General features: G+C 70.3%; 21 protein-coding genes and 1 pseudogene. 4 read left to right on the top strand and 18 right to left on the bottom strand.

Going from position 1 to position 21377, the window contains the following annotated elements; translation table 11 throughout:
* The first annotated feature begins 179 nt into the window (after positions 1-179).
* The gene (locus tag OG811_RS14680; RefSeq protein WP_406074900.1) at positions 180-473 is read left to right on the top strand and encodes a hypothetical protein; all 294 of its coding nucleotides are present in this window, start codon (positions 180-182) and stop codon (positions 471-473) included.
* 5 nt (positions 474-478) lie between these two features.
* On the opposite strand, the gene OG811_RS14675 is transcribed toward OG811_RS14680, so the two are convergent.
* On the bottom strand, positions 479-1552 hold the full coding sequence (locus OG811_RS14675; protein WP_406074898.1) for an adenosine deaminase: 1074 nt from the start codon (positions 1550-1552) through the stop codon (positions 479-481).
* Positions 1553-1711: 159 nt separating this feature from the next.
* Here OG811_RS14675 and OG811_RS14670 point away from each other — a divergent pair, with 159 nt between their 5' ends.
* Positions 1712-2716 carry a putative RNA methyltransferase gene (locus tag OG811_RS14670; RefSeq protein WP_406075736.1) on the top strand — a complete coding sequence of 335 codons (1005 nt, stop codon included), beginning with the start codon at positions 1712-1714 and terminating at the stop codon, positions 2714-2716.
* Positions 2717-2734: 18 nt separating this feature from the next.
* Here OG811_RS14670 and OG811_RS14665 read toward each other — a convergent pair whose 3' ends face one another.
* The 12 genes and pseudogenes from OG811_RS14665 to OG811_RS14610 all read right to left on the bottom strand — a co-directional run.
* Positions 2735-3415, bottom strand: a complete 681-nt coding sequence (locus tag OG811_RS14665; protein ID WP_406074897.1) for a DUF4272 domain-containing protein — start codon at positions 3413-3415, stop codon at positions 2735-2737.
* 111 nt (positions 3416-3526) lie between these two features.
* On the bottom strand, positions 3527-4807 hold the full coding sequence (locus OG811_RS14660) for a thymidine phosphorylase (protein WP_406074895.1): 1281 nt from the start codon (positions 4805-4807) through the stop codon (positions 3527-3529).
* 133 nt (positions 4808-4940) lie between these two features.
* Positions 4941-5651 (bottom strand): cytidine deaminase, encoded by a 711-nt coding sequence (locus OG811_RS14655; RefSeq protein ID WP_406074893.1) that lies wholly within the window; start codon positions 5649-5651, stop codon positions 4941-4943.
* Between the two features lie 163 nt (positions 5652-5814).
* Positions 5815-7095 carry an ABC transporter permease gene (locus OG811_RS14650; RefSeq protein WP_406074892.1) on the bottom strand — a complete coding sequence of 427 codons (1281 nt, stop codon included), beginning with the start codon at positions 7093-7095 and terminating at the stop codon, positions 5815-5817.
* 3 nt (positions 7096-7098) lie between these two features.
* Complete coding sequence (locus OG811_RS14645; protein ID WP_406074891.1) at positions 7099-8469, bottom strand: ABC transporter permease; 1371 nt, start codon at positions 8467-8469, stop codon at positions 7099-7101.
* A complete protein-coding gene (locus OG811_RS14640; protein WP_406075735.1) occupies positions 8466-9989 on the bottom strand; it encodes an ABC transporter ATP-binding protein in 1524 nt (507 codons plus the stop codon). The genes OG811_RS14645 and OG811_RS14640 overlap by 4 nt, the downstream gene beginning before the upstream one ends.
* Before the next feature lie 254 nt (positions 9990-10243).
* Complete coding sequence (locus tag OG811_RS14635) at positions 10244-11311, bottom strand: BMP family protein (protein WP_406075733.1); 1068 nt, start codon at positions 11309-11311, stop codon at positions 10244-10246.
* Between the two features lie 276 nt (positions 11312-11587).
* A complete protein-coding gene (locus OG811_RS14630) occupies positions 11588-11929 on the bottom strand; it encodes a hypothetical protein (protein ID WP_406074890.1) in 342 nt (113 codons plus the stop codon).
* A gap of 48 nt (positions 11930-11977) precedes the next feature.
* Positions 11978-13360: a hypothetical protein gene (locus tag OG811_RS14625; protein ID WP_406074889.1), complete on the bottom strand. Its 1383-nt coding sequence runs from the start codon at positions 13358-13360 to the stop codon at positions 11978-11980.
* A gap of 4 nt (positions 13361-13364) precedes the next feature.
* Positions 13365-13712, bottom strand: coding sequence for a hypothetical protein (locus OG811_RS14620; RefSeq protein ID WP_406074887.1), 348 nt, complete (start codon positions 13710-13712; stop codon positions 13365-13367).
* Between the two features lie 59 nt (positions 13713-13771).
* Positions 13772-14494, bottom strand: coding sequence for a glycosyltransferase family 2 protein (locus tag OG811_RS14615; RefSeq protein WP_406074885.1), 723 nt, complete (start codon positions 14492-14494; stop codon positions 13772-13774).
* Positions 14495-14666: 172 nt separating this feature from the next.
* Positions 14667-14831, bottom strand: a pseudogene (locus OG811_RS14610) (sugar ABC transporter permease); the annotation flags it as partial.
* A gap of 120 nt (positions 14832-14951) precedes the next feature.
* Between OG811_RS14610 and OG811_RS14605 the strand changes: the two are divergent.
* On the top strand, positions 14952-15998 hold the full coding sequence (locus OG811_RS14605) for a LacI family DNA-binding transcriptional regulator (RefSeq protein WP_406074884.1): 1047 nt from the start codon (positions 14952-14954) through the stop codon (positions 15996-15998).
* A 32-nt stretch (positions 15999-16030) separates the two neighbouring features.
* Positions 16031-17659, top strand: coding sequence for a glycoside hydrolase family 13 protein (locus tag OG811_RS14600; RefSeq protein ID WP_406074883.1), 1629 nt, complete (start codon positions 16031-16033; stop codon positions 17657-17659).
* Between the two features lie 154 nt (positions 17660-17813).
* On the opposite strand, the gene OG811_RS14595 is transcribed toward OG811_RS14600, so the two are convergent.
* The 5 genes from OG811_RS14595 to trpS form a co-directional block, all read right to left on the bottom strand.
* On the bottom strand, positions 17814-18251 hold the full coding sequence (locus tag OG811_RS14595; protein ID WP_406074881.1) for a hypothetical protein: 438 nt from the start codon (positions 18249-18251) through the stop codon (positions 17814-17816).
* A gap of 81 nt (positions 18252-18332) precedes the next feature.
* Entirely contained in the window at positions 18333-18719 is a 387-nt protein-coding gene (locus OG811_RS14590) for a GntR family transcriptional regulator (protein ID WP_406074880.1), read from the bottom strand.
* Complete coding sequence (locus OG811_RS14585) at positions 18719-19651, bottom strand: YihY/virulence factor BrkB family protein (RefSeq protein WP_406074879.1); 933 nt, start codon at positions 19649-19651, stop codon at positions 18719-18721. Before OG811_RS14585 ends, OG811_RS14590 begins: the two co-directional genes overlap by 1 nt.
* Positions 19652-19729: 78 nt before the next feature.
* Positions 19730-20311 (bottom strand): 2'-5' RNA ligase family protein, encoded by a 582-nt coding sequence (locus OG811_RS14580; RefSeq protein ID WP_406074878.1) that lies wholly within the window; start codon positions 20309-20311, stop codon positions 19730-19732.
* A 13-nt stretch (positions 20312-20324) separates the two neighbouring features.
* A complete protein-coding gene (gene trpS / locus OG811_RS14575) occupies positions 20325-21350 on the bottom strand; it encodes a tryptophan--tRNA ligase (protein WP_406074876.1) in 1026 nt (341 codons plus the stop codon).
* Positions 21351-21377: the final 27 nt, after the last annotated feature.

Genomic DNA, 21377 nt, shown 5'->3' with positions numbered 1-21377 from the left:
TGCCGCGACGAAACGGCCAGGTGGATTGGGAATCGCCGCAGTCCTGGGATGCCCCGACGGCGGTGGAAATCATTGCCCGACTAGCTCGCGACGGCCGGGCCGATGTGCCGGTTTATGCGATCGACGCAGATCGACGGGTGGCCACCCGGCCATTCGATGTCGCCGGATCGCCACTTTTCGTGGCCGAAGGGATTTTTGCCGCGGAGATCGTCGATGAGTGCCGTCGCCGAGGACTGCTCGCCGGGGCGTACGCGCTGCGTCGACCACGCGGCGCGACCTTCCTGCGTCGGCTGGCCCGCGACCTGTCCGAGCAGCGCAAGGCGCCCCGGGTGCTGGTCCGGCGCGGCGTGGCGCTGCTTCGGGCCGAGCCCGCGGTGTTGCGTCGGCAGACCGGGTTGGGCGCGGAGGCGGCCCGCGCCGGGGAGGTGCTGCACCGAGTGGCCGGGCTGCTCGCCGGCCACCCGCGCGGCTGAGGAGGTCAGGCCAGCAGCTTGGCGTACGCCGGCTTGATCACCTCATCGATGATCCGCAGCCGCTCGTCGAACGGGATGAAGGCGCTCTTCATCGCGTTGATCGTGAACCACTGCAGCTCCTTCCAGCCGTAGCCGAACGTGTCCACCAGCAGCGACATCTCCCGCGACATCGAGGTGCCGCTCATCAGCCGGTTGTCGGTGTTGACGGTGGCCCGGAACCGCAGGTCCCGCAGCAGGCCGATCGGGTGGTCCGCGATCGAGGCCACCGCGCCGGTCTGCACGTTCGACGAGGGGCACAGCTCCAGGGGGATCCGCTTGTCCCGGACGTACGCGGCCAGCCGGCCGAGCGCGCCGTCGGGAGCGATGTCGTCGACGATCCGCACGCCGTGGCCGAGCCGGTCCGCTCCGCACCACTGGATCGCCTGCCAGATCGACGGCAGACCGAACGCCTCGCCGGCGTGGATGGTGAAGTGGAAGTTTTCCCGCTGCAGGTACTCGAAGGCGTCCAGGTGCCGGGTGGGCGGGAAGCCCGCCTCGGCGCCGGCGATGTCGAAGCCGACCACACCGGCGTCCCGGTGCCGCACGGCCAGCTCGGCGATCTCCTGGGAACGGGCGGCGTGCCGCATCGCGGTGAGCAGTGTGCCCACCCGGATGGTCAGGCCCGCCTCGACAGCCTGGGCGGTGCCTTCGGCGAACCCGGCCAACACCGCCTCGACCACCTCGTCCAGGCTGAGGTCCTGCTCCAGGTGCTGTTCCGGGGCAAAGCGCACCTCGGCGTAGACCACTCCGTCCGCGGCCAGGTCCAGCGCGCACTCCCGGGCCACCCGACGCAGCGCGGGCGCGGTCTGCATGACCGCCACGGTGTGCGCGAACGTCTCAAGGTAACGCTCCAGCGAGCCGGAGTCGGCCGCGTCCACGAACCAGCGTCCGAGCGCCTCCGGATCGGTGGTGGGCAGCTCGTGGCCCACCTCGACGGCCAGGTCGACGATCGTCGCCGGCCGCAGCCCGCCGTCAAGGTGGTCGTGCAGCAGCGCCTTCGGAACCTTGACGATGTCCTCGTACTGGATAGTTGCGACCATGCTCAGACCCTAGTCAACCCGCTCTGCCCGGCCGAGCAGGCCGCTCATCCGGGCATTTCGATGACACGTCAACCAGGCGGCTAAGCTGGGCGGCATGGACGCGCCACGGTGGCTGGACGGACGGGCTCCCCGCCCTCGACAGCGCCCGGCGACCTGAGCGTGGACCCTCGCATCGTCGACCGGCTGCGCTGCCCGGTCTGCGGCGAACCGCTGGGGCAGGCCACGGACACGAGGGCCCTGCGCTGCCCGCGCCGACACAGCTTCGACATCGCCCGCCAGGGCTACGTCAACCTGCTCGCGGGTCGCGCCCCACACGTCGGTGACACCGCTGAGATGGTCGCCGCGCGGGCGGACTTCCTCGCCGCCGGGCACTACGACGTCATCTCGGGCGCCCTCGCCGACGCCGCGACGCAGGCCGCCGCCCGGCTCAGGGCAACGGCCGCGCCGCCCCCGGGACCTCCCCCGCCCGCCCTTTGCTCTGCTTCAACCGACGCAACGGCGACCGGGCCGAACTGTTGCGTCGGGGTAAGCAGAGCAAAGGATCCAACAGCAGAGGTACGGGTCGACCCGACGGCGCCGGGCTTCGGGGCGTACCCCCTGGTGGTGGATGCCGGCGCCGGCACCGGCCGGTATCTCGGCGCGGTGCTGGCGGCGTTGCCGGACGCGGTGGGTCTGGCCCTGGACGTGTCCAAGCCGGCGCTGCGCCGCGCGGCCCGCGCGCATCCCCGGGCCGCCGCGGCGCTCGCCGACACCTGGCAACGGTTGCCGCTGGCAGACGCCTCGACCGCCGTGCTGCTGAACGTCTTCGCACCGCGCAACGGCCCGGAGTTCCACCGGGTGCTCGACCCGGCCGGCACGCTACTGGTGGTCACGCCCGACACCGACCATCTCACCGAGCTGGTGGATGCCCTCGACCTGCTGCGGGTGGACCCGGACAAGGCGGACCGGGTGGCCGGCAGCCTGGGAGGACACTTCACACCGGTCAGCTCGGCGGTGCACCGGGCGGAGCTGGCCCTGCACCGAGCGGAGGCCGCCAGCCTGGTCGGGATGGGCCCGAGCGCCTGGCACACCGACCCGGGCGCCCTCGCCGCCCGGCTGGCCGCACTGCCCGAGCCGGTCCGGGTGACCGTGGCGGTTCGAGTGGACGCGTACCGACCCCGCTGAGCTCAGGCTCCGCTGAGCTCAGGTGGAGAGGTCGACCTCTTCCCAGCCGGGCGGCTCATCGTGGTAGGGCCCGCGCAGGATCACCGCCCACTCCAGTGCCCAGCGCCGCTGCCCGATCGCATTCGCGTCGATCAGGCCCGGCACCGGCCGGCCGCTGCGCTCGGTCTCCAGGTACGCCCAGTCCAGGCAGTAGTGCAGGTCGAGCAGGGCAGCCGCGTCGGCCGGGTGCTGCGGCGCCGCGAGGATCCGGGAACGCCAGTGCGGAAACGTCTCCCCCTCGGCGAGGTGCGGCAGCCGTTCGACCAGCCGTTCGTCGACGGCCAGGGTGGGGTCGAGCTGCTTGCTCAACCCGAGCACCCAGGCCAGCGCGAACAGCGCGTCGTGGTGCAGCACGAACGAGCGGTGGTCGCCCTTGCCGCCCATCACGAACTGCCACTCCGGTGGGGTGACCATCTCGACCAGGTGCGAACCGAGCAGCCAACTCATCGCCGACTGCGGGGGCATCCCGAAACAGCGGGCCAGGATGAGGTGCAGCACGGCGATCCGCGCCTCGATCTCCACCGTGGGGCGCAGTTCGATCTCGTCACCCGGCTCCCAGACGAGCGGGAACTGGGCCGGCGGCAACGGCAGGCCGAGCCGGGACAGCTCGTCCAGGCTCGCCTCGCGCACCTCACGTGGGTCGGGGGCAGCAACGCTCACGGCGGATCTTCCTGTCTGCTCGCGCCGGCTCAAGGCCGGTTGTCCCCCCTTGGCCTGCGACAATAGCGCTCCCAGGTGATCGGCACCACGCCACCCCGACCCCCCGTTCGATCAGCCGATGCGCTCGATGACCAGCGGCGTCGACGCCGGAGCCGTCGGCACGATCCGCACCGCGTCGGCAGCCTCGGCCAGCGCCGCCGGAATCCGCGTCGCGTCCTCGGCCCGCAGCTCGTAGAGGGGGTCACCGGCCCGCACCGCGTCGCCCGGTCGCTTGTGCAACACCACACCGGCCGGCACGCTGACCGGGTCCTCCTTGCGGGCCCGACCCGCGCCGAGCCGCCACGCCGCAACACCCATGGCGTACGCGTCGATGGCCGCGACGTGCCCGTCCTGCCCGGCACGGACCACCTCGACCTCGGCGGCCTCTGGCATCGGCGCATCCGGGTCGCCACCCTGCGCCCGGATCATCGCCCGCCAGGAGTCCATCGCCCGGCCGTCCCGCAGCGCCGCCGCCGGATCGGCGTGCGGCAGGCCGGCGGCGTCGAGCATCTCCCGGGCCAGGGCAAGCGTCAGCTCCACCACGTCGGCCGGCCCACCACCGGCCAGCACCTCGACCGACTCGGTAACCTCGACCGCGTTGCCGATCGCCAGGCCGAGCGGGGTGGACATGTCGGTGAGCAGAGCGACCGTCCGCACGCCGTGCGCGCCACCCAACTCGACCATGGTGCGAGCCAACTCGCGGGCCTGGTCGACGGACTTCATGAAGGCACCCGAGCCGACCTTGACGTCGAGGACCAGCGCACCTGTGCCCTCGGCGATCTTCTTGCTCATGATCGAGCTGGCGATCAGCGGGATGGCCTCCACGGTGCCGGTCACGTCGCGCAGCGCGTACAGCTTGCGGTCGGCGGGGGCGAGCCCGGCACCGGCCGCGCAGATCACCGCGCCGACCTCGTCCAGCTGGGCGATGAACTCGTCGTTGCGCACCGTGGCCCGCCAGCCCGGAATGGACTCCAACTTGTCCAATGTGCCGCCGGTGTGCCCGAGACCCCGACCGCTCAACTGTGGTACCGCTGCACCGCACGCCGCCACCAGCGGGGTGAGCGGCAGAGTGATCTTGTCGCCGACGCCGCCGGTGGAGTGCTTGTCGACCGTCGGCCGGCGTACCGCCGAGAGGTCCAGCCGCTCACCGCTGGCGATCATCGCGGCGGTCCACCGGGCGATCTCCGGCCCGGTCATGCCGTTGAGCAGGATCGCCATTGCCAGCGCGGACATCTGCTCGTCGGCGACAACCCCCCGGGTGTACGCGTCGACCACCCAGTCGATCTGCGCGTCCGACAGCACACCCCCATCCCGCTTGACCCGGATGACGTCAACAGCAGCAAAAGCACTCATCAGAAGATCTTTTCTAGTCGTATGCGGATCCGACCCACGGACCGTAGGCACGAGGGATCGGGCCGACCGTGCCCGGCTCCGGGCGGTCAGGCTTGATCCCTCCGCCGGGCACGGTCGGCCCAATCCCCAAAGCTCAGCCAGCAGACCAGCGAACAGGGATCTCCATCGGCGGCTCACCCTCGCCGGCCCAGAAGATGGTGCCGGTCGCGTCCACCACGACCACCCGGGGCGATCGCGCCAGTCCCCAGGTGATCGCCTCGGCCGGGTCGTCCCAGCTCGGCGCCTCCTCCAGCACCCCGGTCTCGGCGCCGGCGTCGTCTCCGGCCGACCGTTCCCAGTACGCGGTCCAGACCTGCTGACCAGCGGACATGTCCGGGTGCACGAAGACGGTCCCGCACCCCCGCCAGGCGGCCAGCCGCTCCGGGACCACCGGCACCGGCATCTCCCCGGTCACGGCTTCCAGGTCCTCCACGCCAAAGGCGTACGGCAGCAACTCGGCCATCCGCAGCGGGCGGGTCTTGCTCTCGATCAGGCACTCCGGCCCGCCATGCTCCCAGAGCAGCTGCCGACAGCGGCCACACGGCATCAGCGGCTCGCCGGTGGCATCGACGCAGGAGAGCGCGACGAGTCGTCCGCCGCCGGTGGCGTGCAGGCTCGAAACCACGCCGCACTCGGCGCAGAGCGTCACCCCGTACGCCGCGTTCTCCACGTTGCAGCCGACCACCACGCGGCCGTCGTCGACCAGCGCGGCCGCGCCGACCGGGAACGTCGAGTACGGCGCGTAGGCGTGCCGCATCGCGTCGGTGGCGGCGGCGCGCAACCGCGCCCAGTCAATCTCGGTCATCCCATCATTCTCCCGAAGTAGCCCAGGCATGGCACGGGTACCCCACCCCCACCCCCACCCCCACCCCGCGTCGATCTAGGGCATATCGCGGCCAGTTGATCTCTAGCCACGACGATTCGCCCTAGATCGACGAGGTCAGCGGTCCCCCGGGGAGGGTCCGGGGTCAGCCCTTGATGTACGGCTTGCCGTCGGCGGCCGGTGCCCGGACCCGGCCGACCAGCCCGGCGACCGCCAGGATGGTCGCCAGGTAGGGCAGCATGGCCAGGAACTGGCTGGGAATGGAGCTGCTGATCGCGCCCAGGTAGGTGGCGAGCTGGTCGGCGAAACCGAAGAAGAGCGCGGCAAGCAGCGCACCGGTCGGGTTCCAGCGGCCGAAGATCAGCGCGGCAAGTGCGATGAAGCCCTTGCCGCCGATCATGTTCTTGGTGAATGAGTAGAGCGCCAGCGTGTAGGACGCGCCGCCGATGCCGGCGACCACGCCGGCCAGCAGCACGTTGCGGTAACGCACCCGCAGCACCTTGACGCCGAGCGTGTCGGCGGCGACCGGGTGCTCGCCGACCGAGCGGGTACGCAGGCCCCACCGGGTGCGGAACAGCCCGATGTGGATCACCAGCACCAGCAGCAGCCCGACGTAGAGGAAGATGTTGCCGCGGAACAGCGCCGGCCCGAGCACCGGAATGTCCTTCAGCAGCGGGATCTCCCAGTTGCTGAAGCGGGGCGCGCTGTTGTATTTCGCCGCGTCGGTCTGCATCAGCCGCTCGTAGAGGAAGCCGGTGACGCCGACCGCCAGCAGGTTCAGCACGATGCCCATGACGACCTGGTCGACCAGGTAGCGGATGGCGAAGACGGCCAGCAGCAGCGAGATGAACGCGCCGCCGAGGGCGGCGGCGACAAGACCCACCCAGACGCTGCCGGAGATGCTGCCGAAGAGCGCGCCGCTGAAGGCGCCCATCAGCAGTTGGCCCTCGATGGCCACGTTGACCACACCGGACCGCTCGCAGAGCACCCCGGCGAGCGCACCGAAGATCAGCGGCAGGGCCAGGATGAACGTGCCCCGGATGATGTTGACCAGCGGCATGAAGTTCTGCCCGGCCGGTGCGGCGGAGACCTGCCAGCAGAGGAACGAGAGCACGAAGCCGACGAGCCCGACGCCGAGCACGGGCAGGAACCACCGCTTCGGTACGCCGGCGAGCAGCGCCGCTCCGGCGGCAATCGCGATGATCCCGAACAGGACCGCCCCGATCGTGCCGTTGATCTCCAATGCGGCGCCGGCCGCGTCCTCGCTGAGCGTGAACCGGGCCTGCTGGTCGGTGGCGAGCGCGCCGAAGAGCACCGCGGCCAGCAGGCCCAGCCCCAGCAGCATGAGGCCGACCTTGCGGCTACGGGTCCAGAAGCCCTCGTCGACCGGGGCGACCGCGATGTCGGGGACAGCCATGGTGGACATGAGTTACCAGCCCTTCGCCAGGCTCGTCTGCAACCGGGCGGCTCGCGCGGCCCGGAGCTGGAAGATCGCCTTCACCAGGGCCGGCGCGGCGATGAAGATGACGATCAGCGCCTGGAGCACGGTCACCAGCTCCAGCGAGATCCCGGAGTACGACTGCATCCGGTTGCCACCGGCCTGAAGCGCCCCGAACAGCAGCGCGGCCAGCAACACCCCCCAGGGCTTCACCCGACCGAGCAGCGCCACCAGGATGCCGTCGAAGCCGATCTGCGCGACCACCAGCGGGGTCAACGCGCTGGCGGTGGAGCCGAGCACCATGTTCGAGCCGCCGAGGCCCGCCAGGATGCCGGCGAAAACCATGATCAGGATGTACGTCCGCGTGACGCTGATGCCGGCGGTGCGGGCGGCGTCCGGGTTGGCGCCGACCGCGCGCAGCTCGAAGCCGAGCGTCGAGCGGTTCAGCAGCCAGGCGACCGCCCAGGTGGCCAGCACGGCGAGCAGGATGCCGGCGTGCACCCGCAGGTTGTCGCCGAGGAGTCGGGGCAGCTGGGCAGAGGTGTCCGCCGCCCTGCTGATCGCGTCCGTACGGGTCGGATCCTGCACGCCGTTCTGCACGATCAGCCAGGTGAGGAAGTACATGGCGACGTAGTTGAGCATGATCGTGTTGATCACCTCGTGCGCGCCGGCACGGGCCTTGAGGATGCCGGGGATGAAACCCCAGATCGCCCCGCCCAGGGCGCCGGCCAGCACCGCCACCAGCAGGTGCAGCCCGGGCGGCAGTGGCAGCAGGAAACCGGCCAGCGCCGCCATGATCACGCCGATGGTGGCCTGACCCTGGGCGCCGATGTTGAACATGCCGCCACGGAAGGCCAGCGCCACCGACAGGCCGGTGAAGACCAGCGGCGCGGCGTAGGTGAGCGTCTCGGAGATCGGCGCGAGCACGGCCACCCAGCTGTTGGTGCCGTTCAGCCAGCCGGAGAACGCTTCGGGGTCGAAGACCGAGCCCTTGAAGAGGTTCGCGTACGCCTCGCTGACCAGCGTCCAACTGGAATTGAGCGCGTCGGACGGGCGGGAGGTGATGTAGGAGTAGGTGGAGAGCACCGTCGGATCAGAAATGATCATCAGCACCGCGCCGACCACGATCGCCAGCACCAACGACAACAGCGTCACCGTGAAGGTGTTGGCCGCCCAGAGGTTGTCCAGGAACAACCGGCCGAGGCTCGGCTTCGGCTCCGACTCGGGCTCTGGCGCCGAGCGGCTCGGCTCGGTCGCCAACTCGGCCCGTTCGGTGTTGCCGAGCGCGTTCTGCGCGGCCTGCGCCTCGCTCGCCGGCTCCTTGTCCGGGGAGCCCGACTGCGGGTTGGGGTTGCTGGTCATGCCTCGTCCTCGCTCGCGGAACCGTCGGCGCTCGCCGGGCCCTCGTCGGGTGCCGCGACGGCGTCGTGGGCCACGTCCGGGCTGATGCCGGCCATCAGCAGGCCGATCTCCTCGCGCGGGGTGTCCGGGCCGACGATGCCGATGATCCGACCGCGGTACATCACCGCGATCCGGTCGGCCAGCCCGATCACCTCGTCGAGTTCGCTGGAGACCACCATGACGGCGGTGCCGATGTCCCGTTCGCGGATGATCTGGCTGTGGATGAACTCGATCGACCCGACGTCGACGCCACGGGTCGGCTGGGCGGCGATGAAGAGCTTCAGCGGCCGGGACAGCTCCCGGGCCACGATCACCTTCTGCTGGTTGCCGCCGGAGAGGGTGCCCACCGCCGCGTCGGCCGATGAGGTGCGGACGTCGAACTGCTCGATCCGCTCCTTCGCCGACGCCGCGATCGCGTCCGGCTTGAGCGCGAGCCCGGCGCCGAACGGCTGCCGGTCGTAGATGTCCAGCACCAGGTTCTCCGCGACGCTGAACTCCTTGATCAGGCCGTCCACGCTGCGGTCCTCGGGCACGTAGCCGACGCCCGCGCGGAGCACCTTCTTGGTCTTCCAGCCGTCGATCCGGTCGCCGATCAGGCTGACCGTGCCGGCGAGCACCGGGCGCAGGCCCATGATCGCCTCGATCAGCTCGGTCTGACCGTTGCCCTGTACGCCCGCCACGCCGAGCACCTCACCGGCGCGCACGGTCAGGTCGATGCCGTCGACCGCGCGGATCTGCCGGTCGTCGTCGACGACGAGCCCGGCCACTTCCAGCACCGGGTCACCCGGCGTGGCCGGGGACTTGTCCACGGTGAGCCGGACGTTGCGCCCGACCATCAGGGCGGCCAACTCGTCCCGGCTGGCCTCCGGCGAGGCGGTGCCGACGGTCTTTCCGCGTCGGATCACCGTGATCCGGTCGGCGATGGCCTTGACCTCGCCGAGTTTGTGGGTGATGAAGACGATCGATTTGCCGGCCGCTTTGAGCGACCGCATGACCGTCAGCAGTTCTTCGGTCTCCTGAGGGGTGAGCACGGCGGTCGGCTCGTCCAGGATGAGCAGGTCGACGTCGCGGGTCAGCGCCTTGACGATCTCGACGCGCTGCTGGATGCCGACCGGCAGATCCTCGATCACCGCGTCCGGATCGACCTGGAGGTTGTAGCGCTCGGACACCTCGGTGACCCCGCGCCGGGCCCGGCGTCGGTCCAGGAAGCCGGCAATGCCGCCCTTGACCTGCTCGGCGCCGAGCATGATGTTTTCGGCGACGGTGAAGACCGGCACCAGCATGAAGTGCTGGTGCACCATGCCGATCCCGGCGGCGATCGCGTCGGACGGGCCCTTCAACTTCAGCGGCTTGCCGTCGACCAGGATCTCGCCCTCGTCGGGCTGGTAGAGCCCGTAGAGGACGTTCATCAGGGTCGACTTGCCCGCGCCGTTCTCGCCGAGCAGGGCGTGAATCTCTCCAGGCTCCACCGTCAGATCGATGTGGTCGTTGGCGACCAGATCACCGAACCGCTTGGTGATGCCGCGCAGTTCGAGTCTCAGCGCAACCTCCTGGAGTGCGAGCGATGGTGCAGCCTAGCTGCCGTCGACCCGGCCGGACCGGCCTGGCCGACGTGGTGCGCGATCGGCCGCTCCGACCCCGCGGATGCTTAATCCGCGGTGCCGGAGCGGCCGGATCGGTCGTGCCTGTCCCCCGCCGCCCCTGGTGATGATCTCACCGGAGGGTCGGCCGGTTGTCACTTGCTCGGCTGGGCCTTCGAGGTGACGGTGATGGTGCCGGCGGCGATGTCCGCCTTGATCTTCTCGACCTCGGCCTTCAGCTCGGCCGGAACCTTGCTGTCGAAGTCGTGGTACGGGGCGATCGAGACACCGCCGTTGGCCAGCGTGCCGACGAAGCCCGGCTTGGCCGGCAGCTTGTCGCCAGCGGCGGCCTTGAGCACGGCATCCTTGACGGCCCCCGGGATGTTCTTGACCACGGTGGTGATGATCGCGGAGCAGTCCGGGGTGCTCTCGCAGCCGTCGACGTCCACCCAGATGGTGTCGTACTTGCCGCCCGAGGCCTTGGCCGCAGCGGTGGTGCCGAGGCCGGCGCCGCCGGCGACCGGCATGATGATGTCCGCGCCCTGGGCGACCAGCGTGTCGGAGACCTTCTTGCCCTCGTCCTGCTTGGCGAAGTCGTTGGTGAAGGAGCCCTTCTGGGTCTCCTTGTTCCAGCCGAGCGCCTGGACGTTCTTCTTCTTGGTGGTGTTGTAGTACGCCACGCCGTCGACGAAGCCGTCCATGAAGATGGTCACCGGCTGGATCGGCAGGGCGCCGTAGGTACCCACCTTGCCGCTCTTGGTCAGCCCGGCGGCCAGGTAGCCCGCCTGGAACGCGGCCTGGGCGGTGTCGAACTGCATCGGGTAGACGTTGGCGTCACCCGGGTTGGCGTCGACGATGCCGAACTCCTGGTTCGGGTTCGCCTTGGCGATCTTCGAGGTGGCGTCGGCCATCAGGCCACCGACCGCCAGGATGAAGTCGCACTTCTGGTTGACGTACTGCGTCAGGTGGGGCTCGTAGTCGGCCTCGGCCTTCGACGGGACGTACTTGATGTCGATGTTGTCGTTGGCGGCCTTGGCCTCCTGCAGGCCCTTCCAGGCCGAAGCGTTGAACGACTTGTCGTCGATGCCGCCGGTGTCGGTCACCATGCAGGCGCTGAACTTCTTGGCGCCACTGCCGGCGTTCTTGTCATCCTTGGGGGCCTCGCCACAAGCGGCGGCGGTGAGCACGAGCCCACCCACCGCGAAGATCGAGGCGATCCGCATCCCACGCACCGAGCGCAAGACGTCTCCTTCCCATTGCACACCGCGCCTAGTGCGGTGGCAGCCCATCAGCCGACCTGCGGTATGCCGCCGGCTGTCCCACGTTACGGACGGGAGCGTACGCCCGCGTCCACCCACCGGCCGACAATCGTGCACGACTGTTGAACGCCTGTTACCCGGGTGTAACCCTTGCGTGGGGCAGGTCACTCTTCGTGCTGGTAACCGAGCGTCAAGGCGTCCGCAACGTCCGGTTTTCGGGGCTGGCCCCCTCCTCGGACGTTACCGCCAAAACACCGCGACCGCCGCGTTGACCAGGGTCAGACCGACGATCGCGAGGAAATGGCCACGGTTTACCACATCCCGCTTCCGGGAGAAGAAGACCATGACGAAGATCAGCAGAGCGAGTACCAACTTCGTCACAAGCTTCGCCGGCGCCGGCTCGTCGCCATCGCGCAGCGGCGCGGAGAGCCCGATGCCGGTCAGCAGACCGATCACCGAGCCCCACAGCATGGCCGGGTTGATCCGCAGCCGGCCGCTGACGTACTGAGCGATCGAGCCGCCGAGCAGCAGCGCGAACCCGATCAGATGGACATAGAGAAGGGTGAGTCTGAGAGCTTCCACGGCCACCATACTTCCCTATTCACGACGGATCGTAGTAGCGGGAGCCGATCAGTCGGCCGCGCCCGAGGTAGCACCCGACATGACCGACTCGCGTGGCCCGTCGCTCAGCGGGTCACGCTCTGCGGGGCGGCCACCGCCGAACGCGACGCCGACCCAGCCCGCACAACTCACGACCGCCAGGAGCACCACCAGCACCGTGACCCGATCCGCCGAGGTCGTCAGCCACCAGTCGATGTCGTTCGGGCCGGACAGGTAGGTCCAGACCAGAACGGCCAGGTAGTAGCCGTTGGCCGCCCATACCCAGCCGTCCGATGCCAGCCCGGTCGCACGGCGTCGCCCCCGTAGGAACAGCGCGCCGAGCACCGCCACCACCGCAGCGCCCGCCAGCACCGGGCCGACCTGGTCCCACAACGCCGCCATGGTGGCCTGGAACCGTTCCCCCGCTCCCTGGTCCCCCCGCGAGGGCGCGCCACCCGAACTGCCGTTGGTGATGTCCGATTGGGCGTCCGCAAGGCGGGCCAGCACCACCCACACGCCCCCGGCCAGCACCGGCAGCCAGACCAGCCCGGCTCGCCGCAGGTCGGCGCGGCCCCGCAGGGTGACCAGCAGGGCGACGCCCACGACGGCCACCAGGCCCTCGTTCTTGGTGAGCGCCGCAACGGTCAGCAGCAGAAGCGGCAACAGGGGTCGGCGCAGCGGGTCGGCACCGAACAGCAGGGCAACCACCGCTCCGGCGACGGCTGCCGCCCAGAGCGTGTCGGCGAGCCCGCTCGCCACCCCGTACGACGCGGTCGACCAGGAAGCCAGGCCCACCCCGACGGCGAGCGCCCAGGCCACCCACGCAGACACCCCGCCCAACGCTCGCCGGACCAGGTGGACCAGCATCGCGATCGCGGAGAAGCTGACCAGCGCGGCAGTGAGCTGGGCGGTACGGAAGTCCGGCTCGACAACGCTCCACACGGCCGCAACCGGCGCGGAGGCGAGCGGCGGGTAGTCGGTGTGCGAGAACACGAAGCCAGAGCTGCCGATCGCCGCCCGCGCGTACGCGCCGTCATGCGAGAAGTAGCCGGCGTGCAGCCACCAGATGGAGTGCGCATCCCATTGGAAGGGCGGTTCGAAGACCAACAGGAACGGAGGGAGCAACGCCAGCACGATCAGCAGCGCGTGCGACCAGCCGCCGTACGGCACCGGCTCGCCGGGGCAGCGCAGCAACCACCAGGCGGCGGCCGCCCCGGCAGCCAGCACCAGGGCGAGCCAGAGCGGCAGCGGACCACCGACGACCAGCATCAGGATCACCGCACCCGTGCTCAACAGGGCCGCCACCAGGGGCGCGAGGAGCAGGGCGAGGAAGGGGCTGCGCAGTATCGCGAAGGCCAGTGGGAAACCGGCGGCGACGAGGGCGAGAGCGGCGAGTATCGGGGTGGGATACATGTCCTCAGGCGACCTTCCGGACGACCAACCGCACGCCGGGACCGGCCGGTCGCTGCCGCTGCACCAGGGCGACGCTCACCACGTAGTCCCGCTTCGATCCGCGAACGACCACGCATCTGTTCAGTGCGGCGAACTCACTCAACCGCTGATGCCAGAGCGCCTTGTCGGGCTGGCCCGGCGTGAGCGAGATCCGGCTGCCCGGAGGCACCTGAGCGACAAACTCGCGCCAGAGCTTCTCGTAGTCCACTTGATGCCGTCGCGCGGTCAGGTCGTATTCGCGGTCATTCGCGAGGGCGACGCCGCGTATGGTCGCCTGCACCGCGCCCTGAGCAGCCAGAAGCAGGCAAGCCACTCCGACGAGTGCCACAACGACGCGGACGACCGTTGCCGGGTCCTGGCGCCTCGTGATCGTCATCGGTCAGCGAGGGACTGCGCGGGGATGGCGCCGGGACGACGCCGGGCCCGTTCCCGGCCCAGGATCCACAACGCCTCGACCCCGTCCCGCCAGGTGATCTTCTTGCCTTCCTCACGGCCTCGCGCCCGGTAACTGATCGGCACGTCGTACGGACGGATCCGCCGCCGCAGCAGTTTGCCCGTCACCTCGGCCTCCATGCCGAACCCGCGGGAGTGGATGTCCAGCGATCGGTACAACTCCACCGGCATCAGCTTGAAACACGTCTCCAGATCGCCGATGTAGGAGTTGAACAGCATGTTCGCCGCGGTGGTCACGCCCTTGTTACCCATGACGTACCAGAAGCTGTAGGCACTGTGACTACCGAAGGTGCGGTTGCCATAGACGACTGTCGCGTGCCCGTCCAGCACCGGCGCCAACAGTTTCGGGATGTCCTGCGGGTCGTACTCCAGATCCGCGTCCAGGATCACCATGTACTCGCCCCGGGCGCTGGCCACCGCCGTCTTGATCGCCGCACCCTTGCCCGCGTTGCGCGGATGCGTCACGACCCGCAGCCGGGCGTCGTCCATCCGGCCCAGAATCTTCGTGGTGTCGTCCGTACTGCCATCGTCGACCACCACGATCTCGATCGCACACGGGTATTCCACGGCCAGGGCCTGTTTCAGAGCCTCCGCGACGCGTTCCGCTTCGTTGTAGACCGGCATCAAGATCGACAGCTGCACGAAAATCTCCCCTGGGGGGCACCACCGGACTGCGGATGGAAGGCGGCGGGCCACCCAGCGGCTAGTGAAGCAAACCCGCCACTCGTACGCTGTCCCGCCCTCGCCGAAAAGCGTTGGGGCAGCGCCGAAGCACCCTACCTCGCGGCGACGGGGGAATCGACCACCTCCGGTCTCATCCCTTGACGGCTCCCGAGGTCAGCCCGGAGACGATGTAACGCTGAAGGAGTTGGAAGACCAGCACGGTCGGAATCGCGGTGAGCAGGGTGCCGGCCGCGAAGATGCCGAAGTTGTTGTTGCGCTGGTTGCCCTCCAACAGGCCGTACATCCCGACCGCCAGGGCGCAATGATGGTGCGCCGCTGCTCTCGCATGCTGCGGGGGCATTAGCAAGAGGTTGCAGATTATGGAAGCGCTTGCACAGGGCCGCGCAAGAACTTGCCGGTGGGCTAAAGTGCCGCCATGCGCGCTCGACTGTCCGACATCGCCCAGCAGGCCGAAGTCAGCGAGGCCACGGTGTCACGGGTGCTCAACGACCGCCCCGGCGTGGCCCCGGAGACCCGGCAGGCGGTCCTCACCGCCCTCGACGTGCTTGGCTACGAGCGCCCCGCCCGACTGCGCAAGCGCAGCGCCGGCCTGGTCGGCCTGGTGGTGCCGGAGCTGGACAACCCGATCTTCCCCGCCTTCGCCCAGGTCATCGAGTCGACACTGGCGCAGAGCGGGTTCACCCCGGTGCTCTGCACCCAGACGGCCGGCGGCGTGACCGAGGACGAGTACGTGGAGATGCTGCTGGACCGGCAGGTCTCCGGGATCGCCTTCGTCTCCGGTCTGCACGCCGACACCGCCGCCAACCACGACCGCTACCGGGCGTTGCTCGCCCGACCGTTGCCGGTCGTGATGATCAATGGGTACGTGCCTGACATCGGCGCACCCTTCGTCTCCTGCGATGACCGGGAGGCGGCGGAGCTGGCCGTTGCCCACCTGGTCGCGCTCGGGCACCGGCGGATCGGCCTGATCACCGGCCCGGACCGGTTCGTCCCGGTGCAGCGCAAGGTGGCCGGCTGGCGCTCCGCGATGACCCGATCGGCCGGCGTCGCCGAGGCCGACCTGGGCCCACTGGCCGAGCTGTCACTGTTCGGCGTGGAGGGTGGCGAGGCGGCGGCCGGCCGACTGCTGGACCGCGGGGTCACCGGCGTGGTCTGCGGCTCCGACCTGATGGCGCTCGGCGCGATCCGGGCGGCCCGCCAACGCGGCCTCAGCGTGCCGGGTGACCTCTCCGTGGTCGGCTACGACGACTCACCGCTGATGGCCTTCACCGACCCGCCGCTGACCACCATGCGACAGCCGGTCATCGCGATGGCGGTGGCCGCCGTGCGGGCCCTGGTGGACGAAATCAACGGGCACGGCGCCCCGCACTCGGAATACCTGTTCCGCCCGGAGCTGGTGGTGCGCGGCTCCACCGCGGTCGCCCCGAGTTCCGCGCGACTTGCTTACGCAAGATCTGCTTGACTCTTGCAGCGGCGGGCCGGCATATTGCTCGGATGATCAGCACCGCCACCCCACCCCACGCCGCCGACTGGTGGCGCTCCGCGGTCGTCTACCAGGTGTACGTCCGCAGCTTCGCCGACAGCGACGGCGACGGCACCGGTGACCTCCAGGGCATCCGGCAGCGCCTGCCGTACCTGCACGACCTCGGGGTGGACGCGCTCTGGCTGACCCCCTTCTACACCTCTCCCATGATCGACGGCGGGTACGACGTCGCCGACTACCGGGACGTCGACCCGATGTTCGGCACGCTCGCCGACTTCGACGCGATGATCACCGACGCGCACGCCCTCGGCCTGCGGATCATCGTCGACCTGGTGCCCAACCACACCTCCAGTGCGCACCGCTGGTTCACCGCCGCTCTCGCCGCCGGCCCCGGCTCGCCGGAGCGGGCCCGCTACCTCTTCGCCGATGGCCAGGGCACACACGGCGAGCTGCCCCCGAACGACTGGGAGAGCATCTTCGGCGGCCCAGCCTGGACCCGGATCGCGGACGGCCAGTGGTACCTGCACCTGTTCGACCCGGCCCAGCCGGACCTGAACTGGCGCCACCCGGAAGTGCGCGCCGAGTTCTCCGACGTGCTGCGGTTCTGGCTCGACCGAGGCGTGGACGGATTCCGCATCGACGTCGCGCACGGCATGATCAAGGCTGACGGGCTGCCAGACGTCGGCTTCAGCACGATGACCACCGGCCAACGCCAGGTCGAACTGCTCGGCAAGGGTCGGCTGCCCTACTTCGACCAGGACGAGGTGCACGAGATCTACCGCGCCTGGCGGCCCATCCTGGACAGCTACCCGGGCGGTCGGATGGCGGTCGCCGAGGCCTGGGCCGAGACGCCACAGCGCCTGGCCCGCTACGTCGGCCCGGACGAGTTGCACCAGGCGTTCAGCTTCGACTTCCTCGACGCCACCTGGTCGGCCGACTCGTTCCGCAAGGTGATCGACACGGCATTGGGCGAGGCGACGGTGGTCGGTGCGCCCACCACCTGGGTGCTCTCCAATCACGACAAGCAGCGGCACGTCACCCGCTATGGCGACGGCGCCGAGGGGCTGCGCCGGGCCCGCGCCGCCAGCCTGCTGATGCTCGCCCTGCCCGGTAGCGCGTACCTGTACCAGGGCGAGGAGCTGGGCCTGCCCGAGGTCCTCGACCTTCCCGACGAGCTGCGTCAGGACCCGGCGTTCCTGCGGACCGGCGAAAGCCGCGACGGCTGCCGGGTGCCCATTCCGTGGAGCGGCGAGTTGCCCCCGTACGGCTTCGGGCCGCCGGGCAGCGAGTTGAGCTGGCTGCCCGCCCCGGCGGACTGGCGTTCCCTGTCCGTCACCGCGCAGACCGGCGTGCCCGGCTCGACGCTGGAGCTGTACCGGGCCGCGCTGCGGATCCGACACGAGCACCCGGCGCTGGCCACCGACGCCGACGGCATCACCTGGCTGGAGACTGGGCCAGGCGTACTGGCCTTCTCCCGCACCGCCGGCGAAACCGCCCTGACCTGCGTGGTCAACCTCAGCGGTGCGCCGGTCCCGATCGACGGGTACGGCCAGCCGCTCGTCGCCAGCGACGCGCTCACCGGGCCGGGCTCCGGCCACCTGCTGCCCGCTGACGCGGCCGTCTGGTTGGAACGGCGCTGAGCGGGTAACTCGTACTCGACCTGGTCGTTCGTCGTGCCCCGCGCCGGCGGGCGACTGGGCTGCCGACCCCTTGTGGTGGGGGGTGAGGTGACACCGGCGCCACGCGGGGTCCGCTCCGTGCGGCGCCGGTGTTCGTCTGTGCCGGTCCGGGCCATCACTTCGCGGTGAGCAGCGCCGCGATCCGGGTGAAGCCGGCGCGCACCTCGGCCTCGTTCGGCGGCTCAGCGGGCTCACCGTGGCCTGCCTCGTCGGCGGCGGCGTCCAGTTCCTCGTCGATCACGTCCTCGAAGTCCCCGTAGAGGTCGGCCCCCTCCACCTGTCGGGCCTCGTCCTCGGCGGCCACCTGCGCGGCGGCGATCTCACTGCGGATCTCGTCGGCCGACAGCGCCGGCAGCAGCGGCTCCACCACGGCCATCAGCTGCTCGTCGGCAACCACCGCCTCGGCCAGCGCCAACGCGTGCGGCCGCTCGTACGGCCCGCAGACCACCGGCTCCCACTCGTCGAGGTCACCGAGCGGACCGAAGGTGATGATCCACGGCAGGCCGCGGAGCGGTGAGTCCGCCGGCAGGTCCAGTGTCATGAGTGCGCCCACCGGCTCATCATGGTCCGCGAACGCGAGCGCCGACGCCTTTCCGCTCAGTTACCGCCCGTCCGGCGGTCGATCGGCGGACGGTCAGCCGGGGCGGACGGCATCCAGGGCGGCACGGACCAGGGCGAGCGCGGTGGCCGGCGGGACGCCGAGCCGAGTTGCCTCGGCCGCGTAGCCGGCCGCCGCCCGCTGCAGCCGGTCGACGGCGTCGTCCCGGCCGGGAGCCACGAAGGTGCCGTTGCGCCCCCGGGTCTCCAGCAGCCCGGCAACCTCCAACTCCCGGTACGCCCGGGCCACCGTGTTCGCGGCCAACCGCAGGTCGGCGGCGAGCTGCCGGACGGTGGGCAGTCGACAACCGACCGGCAACCGGCCGTCGCCGATCAGTTCGGCGAGCTGTCCACGGACCTGCTCGTACGGGGGCACCGACGAGTCCGGATCGACCGAGATCAGCACCTGCACACCTTCCGTCATCAGCCCCCACCGCCCGGCGTGCCGGGTTCGGTGTCGGTGTCCTCGTCGACATCCCGCGGCGGGGCGGCGGCCTCCGCCAGGTCCACCACCCCACCGTTGGTGCTGGTCGCGAGCAGCGCCGCGCCGAACAGCACCAGCTGGTTGAGCAGGTAGAGGTAGAGCAGCAGACCGACAGCGCCGGCCACCACGGTGTACGCCGGGTTCCGCTCGGTCCGCACCACGTAGTACCGCCCGACCGTGTTGAGCAGCGTGATGCCGACCGCGACCAGCACCACCACCGGGCGCAGCCGGGACCGGCTCATCCGCAGCCGGGGCACCGCAACGAGCAGCGCGGTGGCGAGCACCGCGTTGAACAGCACGCTGAGCACCGCGCTGATCGTGGTCAGGCCGACCGATCCGGTGCTGCGCAGCAGGAAGCGCAGCAACGACTCCAACGCGTCCACCGCCGCGACCGAGACGCCGAGCAGCACGAAAATGCCGATCATCACGCCCAGGTCGACCAGCCGCCGCATCACCAGGTTGCCCGGCTGCTGGTTGAGCTGATACATGAACCGCTGCGAGGACCGAATGGACTCCACCCACCCGATCCCGGTGAAGACCAGGATGACCAGGCCGACCACGCCGACCGTGCCGCTGGAATTGGCGATCTGCTCCGCGTCCAGGAATGGCAGGTTCTCGTTGAGGAAGCCGGTCGCCGCCGTGCTGACCTCGTCGTTGTCCTCCAGGATCGCGCCGAAGATGGAGTATGCGACCAGGGCGAGGGCGAACACCGCGAAGAAGCCGTAGTAGGCGATCGCGGCGGCCAGCCGCCCCGCCAGCACCTCGGCGTACAACGCGCCGGCCCGCCACACGTGATCGAAGAGCCCCGAGCGGTGGCGCGCGGCGCTCACCCAGCGGTCGATGCCCGCCTCGATCCAGCCGACCACGTTCACGCGATCATCCTCGCCGATCTCCCACCGCCGGAGTGGCAACCGGCTCCGATGCGCGTCGGCCGGCGCGTCACCGACGACTCAATCGCCGAGGCGGAAATCCCGGCGCGGCTGCCACCGGGCCTGCCCGCTGTGCGAGAAGAGGGTGAACGCGTCGACCTCGAACATCGCGGAGAAGTCGGCCAGATCCTCGTACACCTTGTCCAGGGCCTCCGGCGCCACGTCCTGCGCCACGGTGACGTGCGGATGGTACGGGAAGCGGGCCTCGCGGTGCAGCTCCGGCGTCGCGGCGATGGCGGCGGCCAGCAACTCACACTCGCTGATCCCGGCGGCCACCGCGACGAACACCACCTGGGTGACCGGACGGAACGTGCCGGTGCCCCGCAGGTGCAGCGCGAACGGCCGGCGCGCGGCGGCGACGGCGGCCAGGTGCCGCTCGACGGCGGGCAGATCGACCGTCCGGATCTCGGTGGGCCCGAGCAACGTCACGTGCGCGGGCACCGCGAGCGGGTCGCCGGCCTCGACCCGCCGGCCGGTGAGTTGAGCACCCCACGGCTCGGGGATGTCCACCGCGATGCCAATCTGGATGGTGTCGCCGGCCGGCACCACCCCGCCACTGCGATCCACGCTTCGCGCCGCCCCTCCGGCCACCGACCCGTCCACCTGTCCCGCGGAGCTACTCGCCGCGCACCGGCGGCAGGAACCCGACCCGCTCGTACGCGGACCGGAGGGTCGTCGCGGCCACCGCGCGAGCCTTCTCGGCACCGGCGGCGAGCAGCTTGTCCAACTGCGCCGGGTCGTCGAGGTAGGCGCGGGTGCGCTCCTGGATCGGGCGGACGAAGTCCGCCACCACCTCGGCCAGCTCCTTCTTCAGGTCGCCGTAGCCGCGGCCCGCGTACGCGGCCACCAGCTCGTCGATGCTGCGGCCGCTGAGCGCCGAGTGGATGGTCAGCAGGTTGGACACGCCTGGCTTGGTCTCGGCGTCGAAGACGATCTCCCGACCGGTGTCGGTCACCGCTGACCGGATCTTCTTTGCGGACCGGGCCGGATCTTCCAGCAGGTCGATGATGCCGGCCGGCGAGGACGACGACTTGGACATCTTCGCGGTCGGATCCTGCAGGTCGGTGATCTTCGCGGTGTCCTTGACGATGTGCGGCGCGGGCACCGTGAACGTCGGGCCGAACAGCGAGTTGAACCGCTGGGCCAGATCCCGCGAGAGCTCCAGGTGCTGGCGTTGGTCCTCACCGACCGGCACCGCGTTGGCCTGGTAGAGCAGGATGTCGGCAGCCTGCAGGATCGGGTAGGTGAACAGCCCGACGCTGGCCCGTTCGTTGCCCTGCTTGTGCGACTTGTCCTTGAACTGGGTCATCCGGCTGGCCTCGCCGAAGCCGGTGATGCAGCCGAGCACCCAGGCCAGCTGCGGGTGCTCGGGCACCTGCGACTGGACGAACAGGGTGCTGCGTTCCGGGTCGAGCCCGACCGCGAAGAGCTGGGCGGCCGCCACCCGGGTCCGCTGGCGCAACACCTCCGGGTCGTGCCCGGCGGTGATGGCGTGCAGGTCCACCACGCAGTAGAACGCGTCGTGGGTGTCCTGCAGGGCCACCCAGTGCCGCACCGCGCCAAGGTAGTTGCCGAGGTGGAACGAGTCGGCCGTTGGCTGAATGCCGGAGAAGACGCGGGGACGGGCGGGAACGTCGGACATGGCGATAAGTCTGTCAGCAAGCAACTC

It is taken from the genome of Micromonospora sp. NBC_01638 (genome assembly GCF_045209745.1).
Taxonomy (GTDB): Bacteria; Actinomycetota; Actinomycetes; order Mycobacteriales; family Micromonosporaceae; genus Micromonospora.
This window is presented reverse-complemented; position numbering and strand designations above follow the sequence as displayed.